The sequence below is a fragment of the Raoultibacter timonensis genome (assembly GCF_900240215.1).
Taxonomy (GTDB): Bacteria; Actinomycetota; Coriobacteriia; order Coriobacteriales; family Eggerthellaceae; genus Raoultibacter; species Raoultibacter timonensis.
In genome coordinates this window covers 2,286,314-2,308,480 of the sequence record NZ_LT964679.1, presented here as the reverse complement: position 1 = coordinate 2,308,480, position 22,167 = coordinate 2,286,314, and the positions used below count along the sequence as shown (strand labels likewise).

The 22,167-nt window shown below is 58.1% G+C and carries 15 protein-coding genes; 10 read left to right on the top strand and 5 right to left on the bottom strand.

Translation table 11 applies throughout. The features are described 5' to 3' along the window. Positions 1-2 precede the first annotated feature (2 nt). Positions 3-2,273, bottom strand: a complete 2,271-nt coding sequence (locus C1722_RS10135) for a molybdopterin-dependent oxidoreductase (protein WP_102379125.1) — start codon at positions 2,271-2,273, stop codon at positions 3-5. Positions 2,274-2,601: 328 nt separating this feature from the next. Beyond that, a complete protein-coding gene (locus C1722_RS10130; protein ID WP_146040648.1) occupies positions 2,602-3,957 on the bottom strand; it encodes a GntP family permease in 1,356 nt (451 codons plus the stop codon). A 159-nt stretch (positions 3,958-4,116) separates the two neighbouring features. On the opposite strand from C1722_RS10130, the gene C1722_RS10125 reads away from it, so the two are divergent. The 5 genes from C1722_RS10125 to C1722_RS10105 all read left to right on the top strand — a co-directional run bounded on the left by C1722_RS10125 (position 4,117) and on the right by C1722_RS10105 (position 9,232). Next, positions 4,117-5,001, top strand: coding sequence for a LysR family transcriptional regulator (locus C1722_RS10125; protein WP_180995133.1), 885 nt, complete (start codon positions 4,117-4,119; stop codon positions 4,999-5,001). A 229-nt stretch (positions 5,002-5,230) separates the two neighbouring features. Beyond that, complete coding sequence (locus C1722_RS10120) at positions 5,231-6,124, top strand: radical SAM protein (RefSeq protein WP_146040647.1); 894 nt, start codon at positions 5,231-5,233, stop codon at positions 6,122-6,124. 40 nt (positions 6,125-6,164) lie between these two features. Continuing rightward, the gene (locus C1722_RS10115) at positions 6,165-7,349 is read left to right on the top strand and encodes an ABC transporter substrate-binding protein (protein ID WP_180995132.1); all 1,185 of its coding nucleotides are present in this window, start codon (positions 6,165-6,167) and stop codon (positions 7,347-7,349) included. A 27-nt stretch (positions 7,350-7,376) separates the two neighbouring features. After that, complete coding sequence (locus C1722_RS10110; protein ID WP_219724294.1) at positions 7,377-8,423, top strand: FecCD family ABC transporter permease; 1,047 nt, start codon at positions 7,377-7,379, stop codon at positions 8,421-8,423. Further along, the gene (locus C1722_RS10105; protein WP_102379119.1) at positions 8,423-9,232 is read left to right on the top strand and encodes an ABC transporter ATP-binding protein; all 810 of its coding nucleotides are present in this window, start codon (positions 8,423-8,425) and stop codon (positions 9,230-9,232) included. Before C1722_RS10110 ends, C1722_RS10105 begins: the two co-directional genes overlap by 1 nt. Positions 9,233-9,311: 79 nt before the next feature. On the opposite strand, the gene C1722_RS10100 is transcribed toward C1722_RS10105, so the two are convergent. Further along, the gene (locus tag C1722_RS10100; RefSeq protein ID WP_102379118.1) at positions 9,312-9,707 is read right to left on the bottom strand and encodes a molybdenum cofactor biosynthesis protein MoaE; all 396 of its coding nucleotides are present in this window, start codon (positions 9,705-9,707) and stop codon (positions 9,312-9,314) included. Positions 9,708-10,575: 868 nt separating this feature from the next. Then, positions 10,576-11,130, bottom strand: coding sequence for a TetR/AcrR family transcriptional regulator (locus C1722_RS10095; protein WP_180995131.1), 555 nt, complete (start codon positions 11,128-11,130; stop codon positions 10,576-10,578). Positions 11,131-11,374: 244 nt separating this feature from the next. Between C1722_RS10095 and C1722_RS10090 the strand changes: the two genes are divergently transcribed. The 4 genes from C1722_RS10090 to C1722_RS10075 all read left to right on the top strand — a co-directional run bounded on the left by C1722_RS10090 (position 11,375) and on the right by C1722_RS10075 (position 17,940). Further along, on the top strand, positions 11,375-13,459 hold the full coding sequence (locus C1722_RS10090) for an efflux RND transporter permease subunit (protein WP_244902522.1): 2,085 nt from the start codon (positions 11,375-11,377) through the stop codon (positions 13,457-13,459). Continuing rightward, positions 13,456-15,216 carry a hypothetical protein gene (locus C1722_RS10085; protein ID WP_102379116.1) on the top strand — a complete coding sequence of 587 codons (1,761 nt, stop codon included), beginning with the start codon at positions 13,456-13,458 and terminating at the stop codon, positions 15,214-15,216. Before C1722_RS10090 ends, C1722_RS10085 begins: the two co-directional genes overlap by 4 nt. A gap of 68 nt (positions 15,217-15,284) precedes the next feature. Then, the gene (gene lysA, locus C1722_RS10080; RefSeq protein ID WP_102379115.1) at positions 15,285-16,643 is read left to right on the top strand and encodes a diaminopimelate decarboxylase; all 1,359 of its coding nucleotides are present in this window, start codon (positions 15,285-15,287) and stop codon (positions 16,641-16,643) included. 13 nt (positions 16,644-16,656) lie between these two features. Then, positions 16,657-17,940 (top strand): homoserine dehydrogenase, encoded by a 1,284-nt coding sequence (locus C1722_RS10075; protein ID WP_102379114.1) that lies wholly within the window; start codon positions 16,657-16,659, stop codon positions 17,938-17,940. 75 nt (positions 17,941-18,015) lie between these two features. Here C1722_RS10075 and C1722_RS10070 read toward each other — a convergent pair whose 3' ends face one another. Further along, a complete protein-coding gene (locus C1722_RS10070) occupies positions 18,016-20,352 on the bottom strand; it encodes an FAD-dependent oxidoreductase (protein ID WP_180995130.1) in 2,337 nt (778 codons plus the stop codon). Positions 20,353-20,563: 211 nt separating this feature from the next. Between C1722_RS10070 and C1722_RS10065 the strand changes: the two genes are divergently transcribed. Next, complete coding sequence (locus tag C1722_RS10065; RefSeq protein ID WP_180995129.1) at positions 20,564-22,126, top strand: helix-turn-helix transcriptional regulator; 1,563 nt, start codon at positions 20,564-20,566, stop codon at positions 22,124-22,126. Positions 22,127-22,167: the final 41 nt, after the last annotated feature.

Here is a 22,167-nt window from a genome sequence, read left to right as displayed (position 1 = left end):
GCTTACTCCTCAATCTTATCGATCGTCACCAGCATGTTCTTGTAGTCGCAGCCGAAGCCTGCTTTGCCTTGGTCGAATTTGAACAGGGTGTTGCAGTTGTACTCCAGCGCACCGAACAAGCCGTCTTCTTCCGAGCGGCCTTCGCTTTCGGGGAACCACCAGCCGTGGTCGGTGCTGGCGATCCCGGGGGCCATGGTCTGGTCGATGACCACCTTGCGCTTGCATGATCCGAACTGGTTGCGCAGCACGACCCATTCGCCGTCTGCGAGATTGAATTTCTCGGCGATATCGGCGGGCACGAGTACCGTCGGATCGGGATGCAGCGCGCGCATGCGCGGAATCTGACGATGCTCGCTGTGGAAGAGGCTCCAGTTGCGCGATCCCGTGGTTAGCACGACGGGGAATTGCTCGTACTCTTCGGGGGTCCGATAGGGGCTGTGGGTGGGCTCTTCGTACACCGGCAGCGGGTCGAGTCCGTAGCCGTTGTAGAGCGTGCACCACAGCTCTATGCGGCCGGTGCGGGTGTTGAACCCGACCTGTCCGTCGGGGCGCAGCTTCCCGGTTTTATATTTGTGGTATTCAAACGGCAGGTACACGGGCGCTTGCTCGCGCACTTCCTCGAACCGCATGCCCGTTTCCGCAAAGATGCTCGAGAACATATCTTCCTCGTTGTCCCACGGATAGGCGTCGGGGTTGAATCGTTTGCCCAGTTCCCGATTCACCTGCATGTCGCTACGCACGTCTATTCCCTCGCTACGCCGATCGACTGCGCGGTTGATGGTTTCGGCGCGCTGTACGCCGTCACCGATACGGATGCCCTGGCGCTCGGGGAACGATGCCGCGGGGAGCACCACGTCGGCCAGCTCCATGATGGTGGGTGTCATGAACAGGTCGATGGCCGCTACGAACTCGAGTTTGTGGAACGCTTCGATGAGGTACTCGGGGTCGGGTGCGGTATTCACGAGGAAGTTCGTGGTTTGGATCCAGGCGCCTTTCATGGGGTGATCTTCGCCCTTTTCGTTTTTGCCCGTCATGATGGTGTTGTACACCTCGTCGGCATCGGCTTTGGAATAGGCGTCTGCCACCATGGGGAATTTGGAATCGCCGATGCGGTTCTTCCTTTTTTCTGGGTCGAGCAGCTCGCGACCCCAGCCGCTGAAGTACATGAGGATGTAATCGGGGCATATCATACCGCCCGGGTTGTCTACGTTGCCGGTGATCGCTTGGATGCAGGTAATGGCGTGGCCTGCGGCTACGGCGTTCTTCTGCATGTCGACGGCTACGCCCCATTGGAATATGCAGCCATCAGCTGCGGCGATGATGCGAGCGGCTTGCCTGATCTTGTCGGCCGGTACCCAGGTTACCTCTTCGGCCTTTTCAGGCGTCCATTCCTGAACATGGGCGGCAAGCTCGTCGAAGCCGTAAGTCCAAGAATCAACGAACTCGTGATCGTACAGATCTTCGTTGATGATAACGTTGAGCATGGCCATGGCCATGGCTGCATCGGTGCCCGGCCTGATCGGCAGATGTACTTCCGCCTTGTTTGCCAGCCAGATGCGCTGCGGATCGATCGTGATAATCTTCGAACCGCGTTTCATGCAATCGACGACCCAATGGCCGTACAGGCCGTCGGAATTCGATTTCAGCGGATTGTTGCCCCATACCACGATGACTTCGGGTACCTTCCAGTTGGGGTCGTCGTAGCGGTCGACGAACTGCTGGGAGTAGTCGCCCACCCAGAACGATCCCGTAACGCACATGGCGCCGGCAACGCGCGGGCCGTAGCAGGAATTGCCGGACATGCCGAACACGTTGTTCGGGCTGCCGAACGACCAGGCAAAACGGGTGATCCACGGTGCGATGTCTCGTCCGGTCCCCTGGAAGAAAGCAACGCTCTCGGGGCCGTATTCCTCGCGGAAGCCGTTGAACTTCTCGTAGATGAGGTCGTACGCTTCATCCCAGGTGATAGGCGTCCAAGCATCTTTGCCGCGATCCTTCGGATCCCTTTTCATGGGGGTGGTCAAGCGATCTTCGTGGTAGACGGCCTCCATGGCATCGAGGCAGCGCACGCACAGGCGGCCCTTGTTGAACGGATTTTCGGGATCTCCCTCGATCTTGACGAGCTTTCCGTCTTTGTCGGTGTAGAGCAGAATGCCGCAACCGAGGTGGCATCCCGGACCCGACCAGGCGCTTCCGCGGGTGACGGTGAGGCCGTCTTCCGTAACGTACCTCCATGGTTTTTCATGCTCTATGGTTTGAAACTTCTTTTCCATTGTTTCCCTCTCGCTTTGTCCTTTGTCTTGCAGAAACAGTTTCATCGGGCGCGTCGGGCGGCATTCCTGCCAAAGATGCCGATGGGGAACGCCCTGGTGGCTTGGGAAGAGGCATGCCGCAGACTTCGCAGGTGCGCGCACGGGGAGGATTGGAATGCAGACACTTGGGGCAGAGGCCCTCGGGTATCGGATCGCGTACGCTCCCGGTGCATTTTCCGCAGTTACAGCAGCAGTAGCACATCGGTTCACCTCCGTTTGCTCGGACGCCGACTGTTTGCCGGATCCGTGTTTCATGGGATCCGGCAAACGCAGCGGTGGCCGGGGCTGGCTAGAAAACCAATCCCACCGAGGCCAAGCCTGCGCAGATGGCGCAGAGCACGATGGCCGGAATGGCGCATGCTATGAACTGCTGCGGCCAGACGTGCTTCATCTTGCAGCCGGTCACATCGAGGTTTACGAAAAGGCCGCCCGAATAGGGAACCGTAGAGCAGCCTGCGGCGCCGATCGAGACGATTCGGGTTAGGGCATCGGCGTTTACGCCGGGGATGGCGAGCCATTGTGCGCCGAACGTGTTGCAGACCGCCGTCGATGTCGCACCGGCCGATCCGCAGATTACGCCGAGCAGCTGGGTTGCGATGAAGCCTTGGAAGTACGGGTTGCCGGCGGACCCCATTGCAATGTCCACAAGCGATTGGAATGCGGGCGTTGCGGAGAGCACCGAAGCGAATGCAACCATGCAGAACATCGCGGATGCCGGGCTCAGTCCGCTCATGAGGCCGTCGAATACGCTCTTCTTCATGCCTTCGCCGACCGAAAGGCCGTTCTCCTTATTCTCGTAAAACTTGAAGTTCAGGGCTAGGCAGATGATCGTGGCGATGACGTTCGCCGTAACGACGGCGGTTGTCGCGCTCATCTTCGGGATCGGGCCGAAACCGTTGCCCAAGATAACGAAGAGGGCGAGCAGGACGACGATCGGGATGATCGAGCGCACCATGCTCGGGCAGGTCTCGATCGAGCGCGATTTGATGGGAAGGCCGACGCCTTCCTCGAAGGTGTGGTTGCGCTTTGCCGCCCAGCGATCAAGGCGGTAGATGAACCACACGTCGAATGCGAACCACAGAACGGTGGCGATGATGCCCCAGCCCGGCGCTGCCGTGACGGACGTCCCCAGGATTTGCGCAGCGGCGACGTTGCCGGTTTGCGGAGATCCCGGCATGGCCATGTTCGCCCCGCCCAGAAGACCCATGTACATGATGGTCAGGAAAATGTAGCGGGGTTTGTTCATCGCGCGAGCGATGGGGATGGCGAGCGGCCAGAACACGAAGACGATGACCAGGGCGTTAATACCGCCGTATGTGAGAATCATGCAGATCAGGATAAGAACCGGGTAGATGAACTTCTCTCCTGCTTTGTCCAGAACCCATTGAGCGATGCGGTCTGCCGCACCGCTGTCTCCTATCACCTTCGCATACATGGCCGAGGTAAGGAACATGAGAATGAAGGTGGTAACCCAGTTGCCCGCAGCGGGCAAAAAGTAGTCGGTAAGGGTCCCCCAAATGCCAAATCCGTTGAAAACGCCGATGATCAGTGTGGCGATCAGCGCACACACGATGGCATTCCATCGCCGCCACGCTAAAACGACAAGCGCGGCAATTGCCAGAAGAATACCTAAAACACCCAACACAAGCATCACCCCTAACTGGAAACGTTTCAGATACAATTGCGACGATCCTGCGAGCTCTACAGAATCCTTCGGGGAAAAATATAGAGCGCCTAAGGGTGGAGTGGTATTGTATGGTCTGCATGGCTTATGCAGTTTTTGCACAAGGCGATCGGGGGAGCAATGCAAATCGAGTACCTGAAAGAGTTCCTTCTCCTTGCGAGCAACATGAGTTTCACGAAGACATCCGCTGAAACCTATCAGACCCAATCGACGCTCAGCCGTCACATAGCTGCCATCGAAGAAGAGATCGGGGCCAAGCTCTTTATTCGAGACACCCATCATGTTCGCCTGACGGAGATAGGGAAGGCGTTTTACGAAGACTCGCAGATCACCGTCGAGGATTTCGATCGCTCGATGCGGCATGTCGAAAGCCTGAAGAAGCGGGGCGAGATACTGCGCATCGGGTATCTCTACGATGCAGCACGCGGGCTTTTGCCCCTGATCAGCGAAGCTATTCTGAGATCGAACAGCAATATCGTTCCCGAGTATCAGGCGCTCGAGTACGGCGATCTGATGCAGCGGCTCCGGCAGCGTCAGATCGATCTGTGCGTAACGCTCGATATCGACCCCGATCTCGGCGATTCGTTCTGCCGCGTCTACATCGGCAGGGACACCTACTACGCGACCATGCCGAAGGACCACGAACTGGCTGGCAGGGAATCCGTCACCCTCGAAGACCTGTCGAAACAGCCGATCATATTCCCCGATCCCAAAGCGATGGGTGCCATCAACGCGTACTATCGGCGCGCTCTCAAGGCGAGCGAATACGGCATTGAACCGGCGGCCTACTACAAGGATATTCCTTCGTTGGCGTATCAGGTGGAATGCGGCATGGGGCTGGCGCTTGTTTTCAGGCATCATCAGGAACGCTACGGCGATCGCATCGCGTTCGTTCCCATCGCCGATCTAGCTCAGTCGTGCCGGGTCTGCATCATGTGGGATAAGCGCATCGAGAACGTCGTTCAAGGTTCGTGGGTACAAGAGCTGAGGGCTTTGGAGAAGTAGCGAGCGCGCTGTTCGGCACGTTTTTGCCGGGGGTCCGGCGCATGCGATTGCGGAAAACCATCGCGTCTCGCGCAAACGTGAATAATCCCTGCCTCGTTAAGCTGCTAGCGCATGGGCTCCCGACACTCTATTTATTTCTAATATAGAATATATATCTATTAAAATATATCCATATAAGTATAATAGACGAAGTGGCAATGGGGCTGATTGGCGATTTACGGACGGAAGCATGCGGGAAACAATGGGGATAGATGCCAGCGAAACGAGGTCGCTGTTCAAAGAGGCCGATGATGCGCTGTTCTTCGCAGCGTGTGAGGCGAGCCAGCAAGTCCTTTCCCATGCGGGCGTGCCCGCTTCCGTCAAGGCGTCGCCGCTTATCCTTACAGGTGATTGCAGAACTCGGCCTATCTGCCGGCACTGCAAATGGGAGTACTTCAAGGCCGAATCGTACGACTCGTTCGTGCTCGACCGCCCGCTTTCGGAAATCGTCGACCATGCGCACTATCTTGCTGATCTTGGCATCGACCGCGCCTTTACCGCCACAGGGTGGATGGGGTACCGTCTGCCGAACGAATACCTTGATGCCGTTGCGGCCATTCACGACGCCGAGCCGCGCCTGCAGCTGTTCGGGCTGTTCGGCGCGCTCGACCGCCAAAGCCACTTCGACCTCGCATCGGTGGGTCTAGCGGGCATGCTTACGAGCTTGGAATCGCCCAGCGACGAGGTGTACCGCTCTTTCAGACCAGGAGGAGATTCGCTCGACGATCGGCTTCGCGCGCTCGAATACACGCGTGAGGCGGGGATGTCGATATGGACGGGCTTTCTCGTGGGCCTCGGTGAAACCGAAGACGACGCCGCATGGGGAATCGAGGCGATCGCGCGGTTCGAACCCGAATCGGTATCGATTCTTCCGTTCGTGCCGTTTCCCGATACGCCGATGGCAAACCATCCTGCAGCCGATCCGCTCTGGCTTGCGCGGGTGAACGCCGTTGCGCGTACGCGCCTCGATCGCACGCCGTATTTCTTTTCTGACCACGACCAAAAGTTCGATCGGCTGTATGCCGAGCGCATCGGCATCAACGGGTCCTACGAAACGGGCATCGCAGCGCGCGCCCGATCGTAACCATAGAAAAGAAGAACCAGCAACCTTGAGGGAGGAAGCAATGAAGAAGCAAGATCATTCGACCACCGAAAACCTCGGCCAACCCCCGCGCATGCTCTCACGCCGTTCGTTTATCGGACTGTCCGGCTGCGTAGCGTTCACGGCTCTCGCCGGAGGCGGGTTGTTGGCGGGGTGCGCATCTGAGGAGAGTAAGGACGATTCTGCTGCATCCGAACCGGCCGAGCAGCCGACTGAAGAGCCTAAGGGCGATCGCACCGTAACCAACCTCGACGGCTCCACGATCACCGTGCCCGCCGAGGTTACAAGCGTAGCCGCCGTCTTCGGGCCATCCTACGAGAAGCTCGTCGCCATCGGCGCCGAGGACCGCATCACCTGCGACGGCGACTTTCATATCAGCGGATGGCCGTGGTCGAACGTTATCTACCGGCACATCAACGACGTCCCCGGCATTCCCAACGCGCATTCCGATCTCAACGTCGAAGACCTCGTGGCCCAGGGCGTGCAGGTCGTGTTCTGCTTCCCGAACCCCGAACAGGCAGAATCCATCAACAACGCCGGTATGGCCGCTGTGCCGATGACCTCTACCGGCGCCTTCCGCGATGTAGCCGACACGCTGACGCTCTACGCCGACGTGATGGGCGACGAGAAGGCGGCGGCGCAGGCCAAGGCGTACTCAGAATACTTCGACGAGAAGGTTGCCATGGTGAAGGAGCGCACGAAGGGCGTCGCCGAGCGTCCGAGCGTATACCTTGCCTACACCGACATGCTGCACGGGTACGGTGACAAGTCCGATATGGTCGAGGTCATCGAGCTCGCGGGCGGCGAGCTTGCCAGCAAGACGCTTTCGGGGTCGTCGAACATCGAGGTGACGAGCGAGCAGCTGCTCGAGTGGAATCCCGATTACATTTTCTTGGACCACGCAGGTTCTTCGGGCAACGCGACTGCCGAGGACGCGATCAACGAAGCCCTGTCGACAGGCGATTTCAACAGCATCACCGCCGTTAAGGAAAATCAGGTGGTTGCCACGCCGACGGGCGTGTTCTTCTGGGATTCGGGCGTTCAGAAGATCCTCTATCTCATCTACATTGCGAAGACGATCCATCCCGATCTGTTCGAAGACGTCGATATGAAGGAGCTTCTCATCGATTTCTATCAGCAGTTCTTCGACTATAAACTGACCGATGACGAGGCGAATCGCATCCTCAACCACCAGGATCCCGCGTAGGGCTGACGGGATACGATGGTGCCGAAGGTGAGGGAAAAAAAGAGCCGCGCTCCGTTCGGACGCGTTGGGCTCATCGTGCTGGCCGTGGCGACCGTGATCGTCGCTGCAGCTTCGCTCGCGGTCGGGAGATTCAGCATCGACATTGGGCTGCTTGCGTCGACGCTGGCCCATGCTCCCGATGCGGTCTTTGCGCTCGTTTCGGGCGGTGACCTCACGAGTGAGGAACTCGTTGTATTTAAAATGCGACTTCCGCGCATCATCGGGGCGCTCCTTGTCGGTGGCGCGCTCGGTATGGCGGGTGCGGCGTTTCAGGGGATGTTTCGCAACCCGATGGTGTCGCCCGACCTGCTCGGAGCATCGGCGGGCGCAGGCTTCGGCGCTGCATGCGCGATGCTCGCGGCGGCTCCCGTTGCCGTGATATCGGGTTCGGCGTTCGTCGGCGGCCTCATTGCGGTGTTTCTCACCTACCTCATCAGCATAGCAGTGGGGAAGGGGCCGTCAAACGTTATCGTGCTCGTCTTGGCGGGCGTGGTTATCAAAGCGATGTTCGAGGCGCTGATTTCGGTAACGAAGTACGTAGCCGATCCGTACAGCCAGCTTCCGGGCATCACGTTCTTCCTTATGGGCGGGCTTTCAAGCCTCACTTGGTCGGATATCGGAATGCTGTGCGTGCCGGTGCTTGTGTGCGGAATCGTGCTTTACGGGCTTCGATGGCGTATCAACATCCTCTCGCTCGACGATGACGAGTCCCGCGCTCTCGGCGTAGAGGCGGGTCGCATCCGCGTGGTCGTCATCGTATGCGCCACGCTCATGACAGCGGTAAGTGTGGCTGTGACGGGCATCATCGGGTGGGTGGGCCTTGTGATCCCGCACTTCATGCGGATGCTGTTCGGCCCCGATTCCCGCCGTCTTTTGCCCGCCTCGTTTCTCGGAGGTGCGTTCTACCTGGTGCTTATGGACAACATTGCGCGCGGCCTGTTTCCCATGGAGATACCCATCGGCATCCTGACGGCGCTTATCGGTGCGCCGGTTTTCGTGACCCTCCTGATCAAGTACAAAGGGGGGTGGAAGTGATGGCGCTCGTAGTTGACGACGTTTCGTGCGGATACGGCGGCAGGCCGGTACTCGAACACGTGGGATTTCAGCTTGAGCCGGGAAGCGTTACGGCAATTCTCGGGCCTAACGGCGTGGGCAAGACGACGCTGTTCAAGGCGGCGCTCGGGTTTTTGCCGCTTGAGACGGGGTCGGTGACGATCGACGGCGGCAAAATCGCCGACATGAGTCGAAGCGAGATAGCTCGCGCGATTGCGTATGTGCCTCAGATCCAAAACATTCCCTTCGCCTATACGGTGGAAGAGGCCGTGCTCATGGGCAGAGCGCCCCACCTGAAGCTTCTGCAGCAACCAGGTCCCGAGGATCGTCGGATCGCTCGCGAAGCGCTCGAAACGATGGGTATCGCTCGTTTAGCGAAGAAGACCTGCACCGAAGTTTCGGGCGGAGAGCTGCAGATGGTGTCGATCGCTCGTGCGCTCGCTCAGCAGCCGCGCTATCTTGTTATGGACGAGCCGACGGCAAGCCTTGATTTCGGGAATCAGATCCATGTGCTCGAGCGCGTCATCGAGCTAACCGAGGGCGGTATCGGCGTGCTTATGACTACGCACGACCCCGAGCAAGCGTTCTCGCTCAAGTCCGATGTGGTGCTGCTACAGCGTGGCCGCGCTTGCCGTTGCGGCTACTACCGTGATGTACTCACCGAGGAGGCGCTTGCTGAGACGTACGGCGTCGACGTACTGATTCGGCCGATTCCCTACGGTGGCAAGAGCATCGAATGCTGCATGGCGCTCATCAAGGAGACGGGTCATCGGCATAGGGAAAGCCGGTAAATCGCGTGGGCGCAACGAAAGGCCTCCGTCATGCGGTCGGAGGCCTTTCGTCTGCTTGCATGAATCGGAGAACTCTTGCTTATGCGTAGATCTCCTTTTCGACTACGAGATCGTTCTTGATCTTGCCGACGAGTTTTTGCAAAGCGTCGATGGCGTTGGGGCGGATATCGGCGCCGATCAGCACGTACATGATCGAATCGCCCACGTCGAGAGCACCCTCGTTGAGCCATACGCGCACGTAGTACACGCCCGGCCAGGTGAGCGCGTCGGCGACGGCGGCGTCGACGCCCGCTGCGTCGTAGGAGAACTCGACCTGCGCAACGTCGCCGAGACCTTCGACGCCCTCGCGCACCTGCGCTTTGGGCGTTACGCGGACGGTGCCGTTATGGGTGAGGAACATGCCGCACTGCGCGGCCTTCGGATCGGCTTTCGCCTCTTTGAGCCACTGATCGATTGACGGTTCCGGTTTTGCCATGGTGCCCCTCGTTTCGTTTTCCCATCCGATTGCTCGGAAATCCTAGTGTATCAATGGGGTTAAGTATACCGCATCGTCACGGTCATTCTCGGATGAGAATGACTTTTGGCGAAGGAAAAGCCCCTTTGTTCAGGGGCGTGCCGCATGCGCTGCCCCGGTCTCGGGGCCTATGCCGGTGCACGATGGCTTCGCACGAGCTTGGCGTCAACGAGTAAAACCGCCCGAACTGCTGGATTTTGCTCGTTGTGTTGCGTTTGGGGCCCGTTTCGGGCGGCTTTTCGCGCGATCGGCCGAGACCGATTGATGCCCTTTCGCATAAGCGCAGGTCAAAATTTCGAGCATTGTCGCGGCCGTATTCCGAACGCAACACAACGAGCAAAAACATGCAAAAAAGGCGAGAGGTTCTTGGAGCCGAAGGGCCCCGTCTGCGTGCAGCTTCTGAGAGCGGTTTGGCGTTTTGAGGTCCGGATAGGCACATGCTGATTCCGGATTCACAGCGGATTCCCGGGTTTGCGGCAGAAAAACGAAGATATTCGTCGTCTGGACCCCTTCCGTGCGGCAAAATGTACGACTACTGTATCGAGTAACTCCATCGCACCTGATCAGGAAGGGGTTAGGAGTCGACTGTAAAAAAAGGACTCTGATGGAGACGAAAAACTTCGTATTTCTGTCGTGAGTGCGCCTTCGGACTGCCGAGCTCGTGTTACGTCGATCTTCGGTGCCAAGCGGCGAAAAGTTCGAAAGCGCCTCTCGTCCCGCACGCTGCCACCCAATCTGCGCAGCTCACCCGCGCAGCTCACCCGCACAGCACGCTCGCACAGCTCCATTCCCTGGGGTCTGCACTGCAAGCCTTCCAGCTCATCTCGCCCTACAGCGCCGCCAAGCCGCTGTCAGCCATCTTTTCGATGAAGCGCGCAACGTCTTCAGCGCTTTCTTTCATGCCCGATTGTACCCATGAGCGGATAATCGCGAGGCAGCCGTTCGCCATGAACGTGTAGAAGCGATCGAGCTCCGAGCTTGCGAGGTCGGGCCTTGTTCGGTTCCACATGGCGATGCTTCTTTCCCTGAATCTGTCGACGATGCGCAGGAGCATGTCGGGATCGCTGTATTCGCCGAAGAACGCCATGCAGAGTTTTTCGTTCTGCGCGATGATGGTGCAGATGTCTTTGCTGAACGCTTCGAGCGAGCCGCCGTTGATCGTCGTGCTCAGCGAGTGCATGATGGTCTGCGCAAGGTCGCGCTCTATCTCCTCGTACAGTGCGTAGATGTCGGTGTAGTGGGAGTAGAAGGTCGCCCGGTTGACGCCCGCTTTGTCGCACAGCTCTTTGACGGTGATCTTGCCGACGGGCTTTTCCTGCATGAGATCGAAAAAGCTGTCGCGCAGCATCATTTTCGTAAGGCGCACGCGGTGATCTTGTTTCATGGAGCTCCTCGCCTTCGCGTTTTCGGGTTGTGCGTTTTTCGTTTGAAAGGCAACAGATCGGGGCCGGATGTCGGTTTGCTGACACTTCCGCAGCATTTATCGGTTGAAGAATAACCATGATGCAATATAACAGTAAGTGAGAAAGATAATCAACACTGTGTTGCCAACAAGTCGCAGATCTTCCGGGCCGAATTTCGAGCAGCGGGCGTTTGCCTTGTTGGCGGCGGTAAAGGATGCAGTTGCTGTGGACCGATTCGCTACGTTCGTCATCGACCATAAAAAGCCGATCGTCTGGCTGACGCTCGCGCTTGCCGTCATCGGTACGGTGATGACGTTCCTCGTGCCGATCAACTACAACCTCTCCGAATACCTTCCCGAAACCACCGAGTCGATGCGTGCGGTGGATACGATGGAAGAAGAGTTCGGCATGGCGGTTCCCAACGCGCGCGTCATGGTCGACGATGTGGGTGTGACCGAGGCGCTCGAATATAAGGAGCGGCTTGAGGCGGCGGCGGGCGTCGATGACGTCATGTGGCTCGACGATGTCGCCGACCTGAGCATTCCCCTCGAAATGCTCGATGCCGATACGGTGTCGGCGTACTACAAGGATGGTCACGCGCTTTTCGACGTGACCATCGCGTCGGGCGCGGAATCGGAGGCGATGGACGCCATCTACGGCATCATCGGCGAGGGCGGTCACGCGTCGGGCCAGTCGGTCAGTACCGCCGAGATGAAATCGATGACCATCACCGAGGTGATCAACGGCATCCTCATCCTCGTGCCGCTCATCCTCCTCGTTCTCGTTCTGTCGACCACTTCGTGGGTGGAGCCAATCCTCTTTTTGCTTGCCATCGGCGTATCGGTGCTCATGAACATGGGATCGAACCTCTTTATGGGCGAGGTATCCTTCATCGCGTTCATGGTCGCTCCTGTGCTGCAGCTTGCGGTATCGCTCGACTACGCTATATTCCTGCTCCATGCGTTCCAGCGGTTCAGGGAAACCGAACCCGATGTGGAATCGGCCATGCGCGCTGCCATGAAAAAGAGCTTCTCCTCGATCGCTGCTTCGGCTGCGACAACGTTTTTCGGATTTGCGGCTCTGTGCTTCATGCAGTTCCAAATCGGCACGGATCTCGGTCTCGCGCTCGTGAAAGGCATCGTGCTGTCGTTTCTCTGCGTCGTGATCTTTCTGCCTGCGTTCACGCTCATGGCTTACAAGCTCATCGACAAGACGCGCCATCGCCGTTTGCTCCCGACGTTTCGCGGTGCGGGCAAGTACCTGGCCCCGCTGCGCATACCCGTGTTCCTCATCGTGATCGCGCTCATCGTTCCGTGCTTCCTCGCTCAGTCGAACACCCAGTTCACTTACGGTATGGGTTCGGTTGAGGGAAGCCAGACGCGTGCTTCGCTCGATGCCGAGGCGATCGAGGATACCTTCGGGCAATCGGAGGCGACCGTGATCCTCATCCCCAACGACGACAGGGCGCGCGAGGCTGAGCTGGTGGCCGAGTTGGAGCAGATACCCCACGTCACTTCGGTTATCTCGTACACGAACGCCGTCGGCATGGCGATTCCCGTCGAATTTCTCGACGAGAGCATAACGAGCCAGTTCTATTCGGATAACTACGCGCGCGTCATCGTGTACGCCGATACGGAGAACGAGGGCGATGTGGCGTTCGGCGTGGTGGAGCAGATCCGAGAAAAGGCGGGCGCCCTCTACGGCGACGAGAGCATGTCGGCGGGGTACGCGACGAGCCTCTATGACATGCGCGCTGTGGTGACGGTGGATAACCAGACGACGAACCTCATCGCCATCTGCGCGATCATCCTCGTGCTGCTGCTGACGTTCAAATCGGCGACGCTGCCCGTAATCTTGCTCGCCACCATCGAATCGGCCATCTTCATCAACCTCGCCGTGCCGTACCTGACGGGCGATTCGCTCAACTACCTGGGATTTCTTGTCATCAATACCGTGCAGCTCGGCGCGACGGTCGACTACGCCATCCTGTTTACCGACAACTACCGCAAGAATCGCCAGGCCATGGCCGTACGTCCCGCGCTTTCGCGCACGCTCGGCGATACGTTTTTCAGCATCCTCGTTTCGGCGAGCATCCTCTCGATGACCGGTGCCGTGCTCTGGCTCACGTCGAGCAACAACATCGTATCGGTTCTCGGCCTGCTTCTGTGCCGGGGAACGCTGCTTTCGTTCTTGCTCGTGGTCACGTTTTTGCCCGGAGCGCTGCTCATCTTCGACAGGATCATCAAAAAGACTACCTGGCGTGCGAACTTCTTCGATCCGCGCGCCTCGCATAAGGAGGAATTGTCATGAACGACGTAACGCCATCGAATCGTATGCTGCGGATCGCGCTTGCGGCAACGCTTGCGGGAACCCTCTCCCTCGGAGCGCTCGGCGCATCGTCGCTGCAGAGCGCGAACGCCGAAGAGCGGGACGGAACGGCGAGCGCCGCCCAAGGGTCTTCTTCGGACGGCGGGTCCGCCTCGTCGACCGAGCGACATGCCGAGAACGCAACGCCCAAAGACGAGGTCGTATATGCAACACTTGACGGATCTGGCGCGGTGAACAGCATCTACGTGGTCAACGTGCTCAACCCCGAAAAGCCGGGAGCGGTGACCGACTACGGCGACTACTCTTCGGTGACGAACCTTACCGACACCGCGCAGATCGAGCAGGAAGGCGATGCCGTGACGGTCGATGTGGGCGCGGGGGAGAGCTTTCGCTACCAGGGCGATCTCGCTTCGAAGAACCTTCCTTGGGATGTGGCGGTAACGTACAAGCTCGACGGAAAAGCGATCGATGCGTCGGAGCTTGGCGGCAAGAGCGGCTTACTCGAGATGGAGATCGCCACCAAGCGCAATGATGCCGTGGATGCGACGTTCTTCGATAACTACCTGCTGCAGATCTCGCTCGTGTTCGCTTCCGACAAATCGAGCAATGTGGCTGCGCCCGACGGGCAGATAGCGCTTTCGGGATCGAACACGCAGGTGACCTTCACGGGCATGCCCGGCAAGGACGGAACCTTTTCGGTGAGTGCCGACGTAACCGATTTCGAGATGGACGGTGCGAGCTTTGCCGCCGTGCCGTTTTCCATGGTGATCGACTCGCCCGACAAAGACGGATTGCTTTCGGGTTTCGTGCAGCTGTCCGACGGCGTAGGACAGCTATCCGATGGCGCTTCGCAGTTGGCGAGCGGCGCCCAGAGCCTATCGTCGGGTGCAGACGAGATGGCCTCGGGCATAGCGGGCATTGCGGATGGCACCGCGGGTATCGCTTCGGGCGCTGATGGGCTCGCGTCGGGCGCATCGTCGCTTGCCGAGGGGCTCGAAGCCTATCAGGGCGCCTTGAACGGTCAGGCGCAGCAAGCGCAGGGGTCGGTGATCGATTCGAGCGCCCAGCAGCAAGCCTACCAGACGGCACTGCAAACCTACGTCGCCGCGTTCGCGATGGCGTATCATGCGTCCGATCCCGACGCCGACCAGGGCGCCGCCATGGCGGCTGCGCAGCAGGCCACAGCTGCGCAGGCAGCCGACTTGCAGCAGGCGTTCCAAACGCTCGTGACCGTCGAGGCTGCCAATGCCGCCTACGGCGCCGTTGCGCAAACGCTTACGGCCGCCGCTTCGGGTCTCGGCTCGGCGGGCGACGGGAACAGTCTCGTCGGTGGTATCGAAGCCCTCGCGTCGGGCGCTTCGTCGCTCGCATCGGGGGCAAACGAGCTTGCGGGCGGCGCTACCAGCGCGGCCTCGGGTGCAAACTCGCTCTCGTCGGGTGCGGGCGACTTGGCCAGCGGTGCAGGCGAACTTGCCGACGGAACCGGTAGCCTTTATACGGAGATTCAGGCGATGCCCGATACGGTGAGCGAAGAAATTGATAAGATGATCGCCGAATACAGTAAGAGCGATTTTAAGCCGATAAGTTTTACCAGTTCGAAAAACACCGATGTTACACTGGTGCAGTTCGTGATGGCCACCGAGCCTATCGTCGCACCGGAGAAGATCGAACCCGAACCCGAGCAGGAGCAGGGTTCGTTCTGGGACCGCCTTCTGGCGCTGTTCGGCATCGGGAGCTAGACAGGTAGCGGTCGGCGTCGCTTGCAGTGCAGTATGCGTTTCACCGACCGAATGGAAAGAGGAACCCCATGGCTCTACCCGCAGCCGACCTGAACAAAAAGGCCGACAACCTGACGACTATGGAGCTCGGGCACGTGCTGCCCCTGACCGCCGAGGTCAAAGACGACCACCTCTTCGTCGGCGGCATCGACATGGTCGAACTCGCCCGCGATCAGGGTACGGCCCTGTACGTGATGGACGAGGCCGATATGCGCCATCGCATGGAAACCTACCTCGGCGCATTTCGCGGCCGCTACGAGAACTCCGATGTGGTGTTTGCGAGCAAGGCGTTTCTCAACAAGGCGGCGGCGAAGATCGTTGCAGAAGAGGGCCTGTGCCTCGACGTGTCGGGCGGCGGAGAGCTTGCGGTGGCCCGCGCCGCGGGATTTCCGATGGATCGGGTTTTCGTGCACGGCAACAACAAGACGCCCGTCGAACTGACCGAGGCCATCGAAGCCGGCGTCGGCTGCATCGTGATCGACTCGCGCATCGAGCTCGACCGCGTGTCGAAGATCGCAGGGGAGCAGGGGCGCGTGCAGAATATCTACATGCGCATCACGCCGGGCGTTGAGGCCGACACCCACGAATATATCCGCACGGGCTGCGAAGATTCGAAGTTCGGCTTTACCATGCGCGACGATTGGGCGTTCAACTGCGTGAAAGACGTGCTGGCCGCCCCCAACGTCCGCCTTGCGGGCTTGCATATGCACATCGGGTCGCAGATTTTCGCCCTGCATTCGTTCAAGGAGGCCATCAAGGTGATGGTCGACCTCATCGCGCGCATCAAGGCCGAATACGGTTACGAGATCGACGAACTCGACGTGGGCGGCGGCTTGGGCGTGGCGTACACGGCTGACGACAAGCCCTCCACCATAGAAGACTTCGCCGAGTGCGTAACCTCCGCCGTGAAAGAGTACTGCGTCGAGTTCGACGTGAAGCTCCCGCGCCTGCTCACCGAGCCGGGCCGCAGCCTCGTGGCGAATGCGGGCATAACGCTCTACACCGTAGGCATCCTGAAAACGCTCCCGGGCATCCGCAAGTACGTTGCCGTCGACGGCGGCATGTCGGACAACATCCGCACGGCGCTCTACCATGCCGAGTACGAGCCGATTATCGCCAACAAAGCGGGCCAGCCCCGCACCGAGATCGTCACGCTTGCCGGCAAGCATTGCGAGAGCGGCGATGCGGTGGTCATCGACATGCCCATCCAGCATCCCGACCTCGGCGACATCGTGTGCGTGTTCGGAACGGGCGCTTACTGCTACACTATGTCGAACAACTACAACGGGCAGCCGCGCCCCGCGATCGTATTCGTGAAAGACGGCGAGGCTCGCGTGACCACGCGGCGCGAGACCTACGAAGATCTGATGGCGTGCGATCTGGATTAAGGGAGACAACGACATGGCTGTAAAACTCGGATTGGTTGGCACCGGCACCGTCGGCGGCGGCTGCATCGAGATACTCAAGAATCACAAGCAGGCGTTTTTGCGCCACTACGGCATCGACGTGGAACTCGTCCGCGTGTGCTCGCGCAATCCCGAGCAGGCCATCGAGCATGGCGTGGAGGACATCTTCACGCAGGATTACACCGACATCGTGAACGATCCCTCGATCGACATCGTCATCGAGCTCATCGGCGGCACGACCGTTGCCAAGAACGTGGTGCTGGAATCGCTGCGCGCCGGCAAGAACGTGGTTACGGCCAACAAGGCGCTCATGGCCACCTACGGCGAAGAGGTTATGGCTGCTGCCGCAGAGGCGAACAGGGAGATCGCGTTCGAGGCGAGCGTGGGCGGCGGCATCCCGATCATCGATCCGATGAAGCACTCGCTTATCGCGAACCGCATCGATACCGTGATGGGCATCGTGAACGGCACGACCAACTACATGCTCACCCGTATGGCCGAAGACGATATGCCTTATGACGAGGTGCTCGCCGAGGCGCAGGCCAAGGGCTTTGCCGAAGCCGATCCGACGGCCGATGTCGATGGGCTCGACGCCGCGGCCAAGATCGCCATCCTCGCATCGATTGCCTTCAACTCGCGTGTGACCATCAACGACGTGCATACCGAGGGAATTCGTAACATCACGCCGCTCGATCTCGAAATCGCGAAGGACATGGGTTACAGCGTGAAACTCCTGGCCCATGCGCATCGCACCGACGAGGGCATCGACGTGCGCGTGCATCCCACTATGTTGCCCCTCGACCACCAGCTTTCAACGGTGAACGGTGTGTTCAACGCGATCTACGTGGTGGGCGATGCGGTGGGCGAGACCATGTTCTTCGGCGAAGGTGCGGGTTCGGGTCCTGCGGCGAGCGCCGTCATGGGCGATGTGCTGGAGGTTGCGCGTCACATTCAGGCGGGCATTCCCCCGATCGTGGGTTGCACCTGCACCGATACGCTTCCCATCGTGCCGATGGAGAACCTCAAGACCAAGTACTACATCCGTTTCGCCGTCGCCGACCGTTCGGGCGTGCTGGCCGCTATGGCGGGCGTGTTCGCCGATCACAACGTGAGCGTCCACTCGGTTATCCAGCGCGGCAAGAAAGATGCGAACAGCGTCGATTTGACTTACGTTACCCATACCGCTCGTGAGAAGAGCGTCCGCGCCGTGCTTGCCGACATCGCGAGTCTCGATGACGTGCTGCGCGAGGAACCCTCGGTCATTCGCGTGGAGGATTAGACGTTTTCCTCGAAAAGATAAGACACGAAACGGCCCGGAAGATGCTTCCGGGCCGTTTCGCTTGCAGGTTGCGGGCTATTTGCTGAGGTACTCCTTGATATATTCAATCGACATCATTCCGCTTGTGAGGGCATATCCGCAGGTTGCTCCCACGTAATCTGTGTAGGGATACGAGAAGTAGCCGCCGCTGTCTTGTCCTGCTACAAACAATCCTGCGGGCGCTGGCTTGTTTTCTTCTCCGATGGCCTGCAGGTGGTCGTTGACCTTTATGCCGTTGTAAGTGCCGTCGATGGGCGATATCACCCGGACTGCATAGAACGGCCCTTGGTCGAGAGGATGCAGGAGCTCGGGCCTTTTCCCGAATAACGTGTCTTCGCCCGAAGCGATAACCTCTTGATAATCGACTATGGTTCTTGTGTACGTGCTGGCATCGAATCCCGCTAATTCGCCGAGTTCTTCAAGCGTATCGGCTTTCCAGGCCTGATTGTGGTTTAGCGCGGCGTCCATCTCGTCTTGGAGGGTGTAGTAGGAAGGAACGAGAATCCTCTCGCGCATCTTGTATTCCGCGATAATGCTTTCTCCGAGCACATCGTGAACCCCGCTGTTGAGCAGCTTGTCGAAATCGTTCTGGGTAAAGATTATGTAGCTGGATCCGACCCTGCGCATTGCTGAAGCGCCTCGTGCGAGAGCATGGGTTATGCAGAACGTTTCGTTCATGTAGCGCGCTCCGGCGGAATCGACCATGAGGAATCCGGTTTGGTTGAGAAATTTCATGTATCCCGCATAGAAGTCCAATACATCGTTGCTGCAGAACTCGGCAAGATGAGGAGAGACTTCGGTCGACAATACGGCACCGGCCGTTCGGCACATTTCGATTCCATCCCCCGTATTGGTTGCTACTCCGTTGAGGTAAAAGTCCGATGAACCGAGAATCTCGTTCTGCATGCTTTTGTTGCCGCCGAATCCCCCTGTGCAGATGAGCACTGTCGGGGAGCTGACGCGTATCGCTGTTCCATCTTGTTTCGTCGCAGAGACGCCTTGCACGGTGTCGCTTTCAACGATGAGCTCTTCAGCTTTCGTGTTGAGCAAAAGCGTTGCTCCCCCGGGGATGATGTAGTTATCCCAAAGCAGCTGGAACTTTTCGGTGCCCTTTCCGTAGTCGTGCGCAATGCTTGTCCCCGACGTCTCCTTGGGAGCTGAAAACCCTTTGTGGCCGCATTCGTCCCAATGGGCCTGAAGCCAATCGACCATTTCGCCGGAATGATCAAGGATGTTGTAGACAAGACTTGCATCGCTTTTCCAGTAGCAGTAGTCCATCATATTGGAGAATACTTCCTCCACGGTAACGTGGTTGCCAACCTGCTCGTCGAGCTTGCTTCCTACGGCTAGAGCGCCGGTTGCGCAGGATCCCTCGCCGGATATTCGAGCGGTTTTCTCGATGATTACCACTCGCAGGCCTTCTTCGATAGCTTTGAGGGCGGCGGTTGTTCCGGCAGTGCCGCCGCCCACTATGCAGAGATCAGCCTTGTAGGATTCTTCTTTTGGCTCATGATTGGTTGCCTTGGCGAATCCGGCTAAGTCGGCACCGGCTTCTTCGAGCGCCTTCGCCGTTGCTGCCGTGAGGGCGGCCGCCGTTAGGGTAGAGCCTGTGACGGTGTCGATAAGCAGAGACTGTTGTTCGATAACGTTTTGAGGGATTCTTTCGGTTGCGGGTTCGAAGAACCCCGGTGTATCCGAGCACGAAGAGACTTCGATGGAAACGATGCTCGTTTCATCGACGGTTACTTTAACCTGGGTCGGTTCGATGGTAGCAGGACATCCGAATCGCTCGCCCTCGATGCTTCCCTTCTTCCATTTTCCGTAAGCTTCTCCGGTATAGGTTCCCGGGGTCATCGACTGGACGATGCTTTGCGGATCGAACGCTTTGAGCTGATTGGGATTTGCTCCGGCCTGCTTGATCGCATCCGTAACTCCGGCAATGACGGCTTGGGAAGACAGGGTGGCTCCCGATACGGTATCGATGTCAATTGATTGAGTGTTGATGATCACCTGCGGAAGAACGTTGAGCGGGATGTAGCTGATATCCTCTGTTTCGGAATGGCTCACTACCTCGATGCTGTCGATTCGGTTTTCGGAGAACGAGACTGCCAGCTCGATAGGCCCATGCTTTCCTTCGGCTTGCGCTTTGTACGTGCCCGGTGTATAGCTTACGTTTCCTGTTTTGGTTTCAGCTTGAGGCGAGGAACATCCCGCAAGCCCTGCCAAACCGCCCATGCTGAGTAATCCGAAACCCGCTACCCCTGCGGCCCCTTTGAGAAACTCTCTTCTACCGAAGCAGATCGACTCGGGTACATCTTGCTCGGACGCAAATGCATTGTCGGATAATTCTTCCATCTCGTTTTGTAGGCTCATAGCCTCCTCCTTAGAACCGTGTGTGGACGAGGCTTTTGATTGTTGTGCGCTGAAGGTGAAGAATCTTCCCATGCGAGTGGTGGGATTCCTTTTTCTCTCACCATTTATATGTTATTTTCGGTTCCTGGGCATGGTTTGCTTGGTCAAAACCGATTGCTTTTGCTGCGATTTTGCTATACCGTGCCTAGTGAAAAGGGCGGGGGTTCTCGATATGGTTAATCTCAAATCGACTTCGCGGGATGCGCAGGCGAATTTGCAGGTTCAGCCTCTTAAGTCGGCTGGTTTTCCGATTCAGGTACTTGTTTGCGTAGTAGTTGGGATGGCGTTTTTTTGGCAGTTTTTCAGGCATGCTAACCTCGCAAATCTTTTTAGCTTGCAGGCGTTGAGCCTTTCAGCTGAGGTTGGGTTCTGGGTTCCCGCTTATTACGGAGCGTTGCTTCTTTTAGCCATTGCGGCGTTGAGCTCGGTCGCCATGCGAAAGAGCAGAAAGCGGTACTCTGCGTTCGCTATTTCGGCTTTAGCGTCAGTCGCAGCTGGAATGCTATTGGTTTTCAAGTTTGCCTCGACGATGGATGGCGGGCTTCTTTCAGGATTAGGATTTGTTGCGGAAGCGGTTTTTGCCGCATCGTTTGTTGCGTTGGCTGTTGCTTGGTTCGACTGTTGTCGAAGCCTCGCGCAGCTCGATATAAAAAGCGTCGTGTACTGCTTGTGCGTTTCGTCGTTGGTGAGCTTGGTGATTTCGTTCGGGCTCTTTTCCCTTTCGCCCGTTCCCGAGATTTTTCCTGTTATGGTGCCTTTGGCGTCGGCTGTGCCTCTCGTGTGCGCGCAGAGGGCAATGGTTGCTTCGTCGATAGCGGCGGTTCGAGGAGAAGCGAGTCGCGAAAACAAGCGGAAGAGTCTAGCGATGGCACCGAGAGGACTTATTCCCGTATTGGTCGTTCTCTTGTTTATCGCCGTTTGCGTGAAAGGGATGTATGACACGCTTGTTGCGAATGGCTCCGAATCGGGGTTGTATCTCAAGCATTTCATCACCATCGTCGAACTTGCCTGCATCATGGCAATCTGCTTGTTTGCGGTCAAGATGGAAAAGGTTGCTTTTCTCGGTTGGTTCGTTTTAGTCGGTGGTTTGGTCTCTGGACTTGTAATGGTCTCTCTTTCCGATTCGGACTTGTTTTTGCAAGTGGGCTTGGGAACCATTACCGCCGCGCGCACATGTTTCGAAGTTTTTGTTTTCAGCTTAGTTGTGGGAGCGATGGGCAAGTACGGCTCCGCCCGGGCGGTGCTTCTTCTCCTTATTATTCCGGAGTCCGTATCGTGCTTGCTCGGTTACTTCGTTGTTCCGGAAGTTCTTTTGACGGCGCAATTTTCGGTGCTTCCGACGGTCGGCTTCATTTCCTTGGGATTGGGGATTGCGGTCGCTATATGTTCGTTTCTTGTTGCGAGTTTTTTTGCACTCAAAGGCCTCGATGCCGTTGCTTCCGACTCGGTTAAGGATGAGCATAAGTCAGAGAAGGTTGAACCGCACTCGGAAGATCGGCTCGACCGCATAGCCGAAGAGCACGGATTGACTCGAAGGGAGAGGGAGATCGCTGGTTACGTATTTCGGGGCTATAGCGCAAAACGAATTGCGGAGCTCCAATACCTTTCTCTCAATACCGTGCAGAGCCATACGAGAAATCTGTATCGCAAGATCGATATACACTCCCGTCAAGAGCTTATTGACTTGGTCGATATGGGGAAAGATGGCGACGTTAATCCCGCAGACCAAAAATGAATGCGGGATTAACGCTTCTGAATCAAGGGCATTGCGGTTTC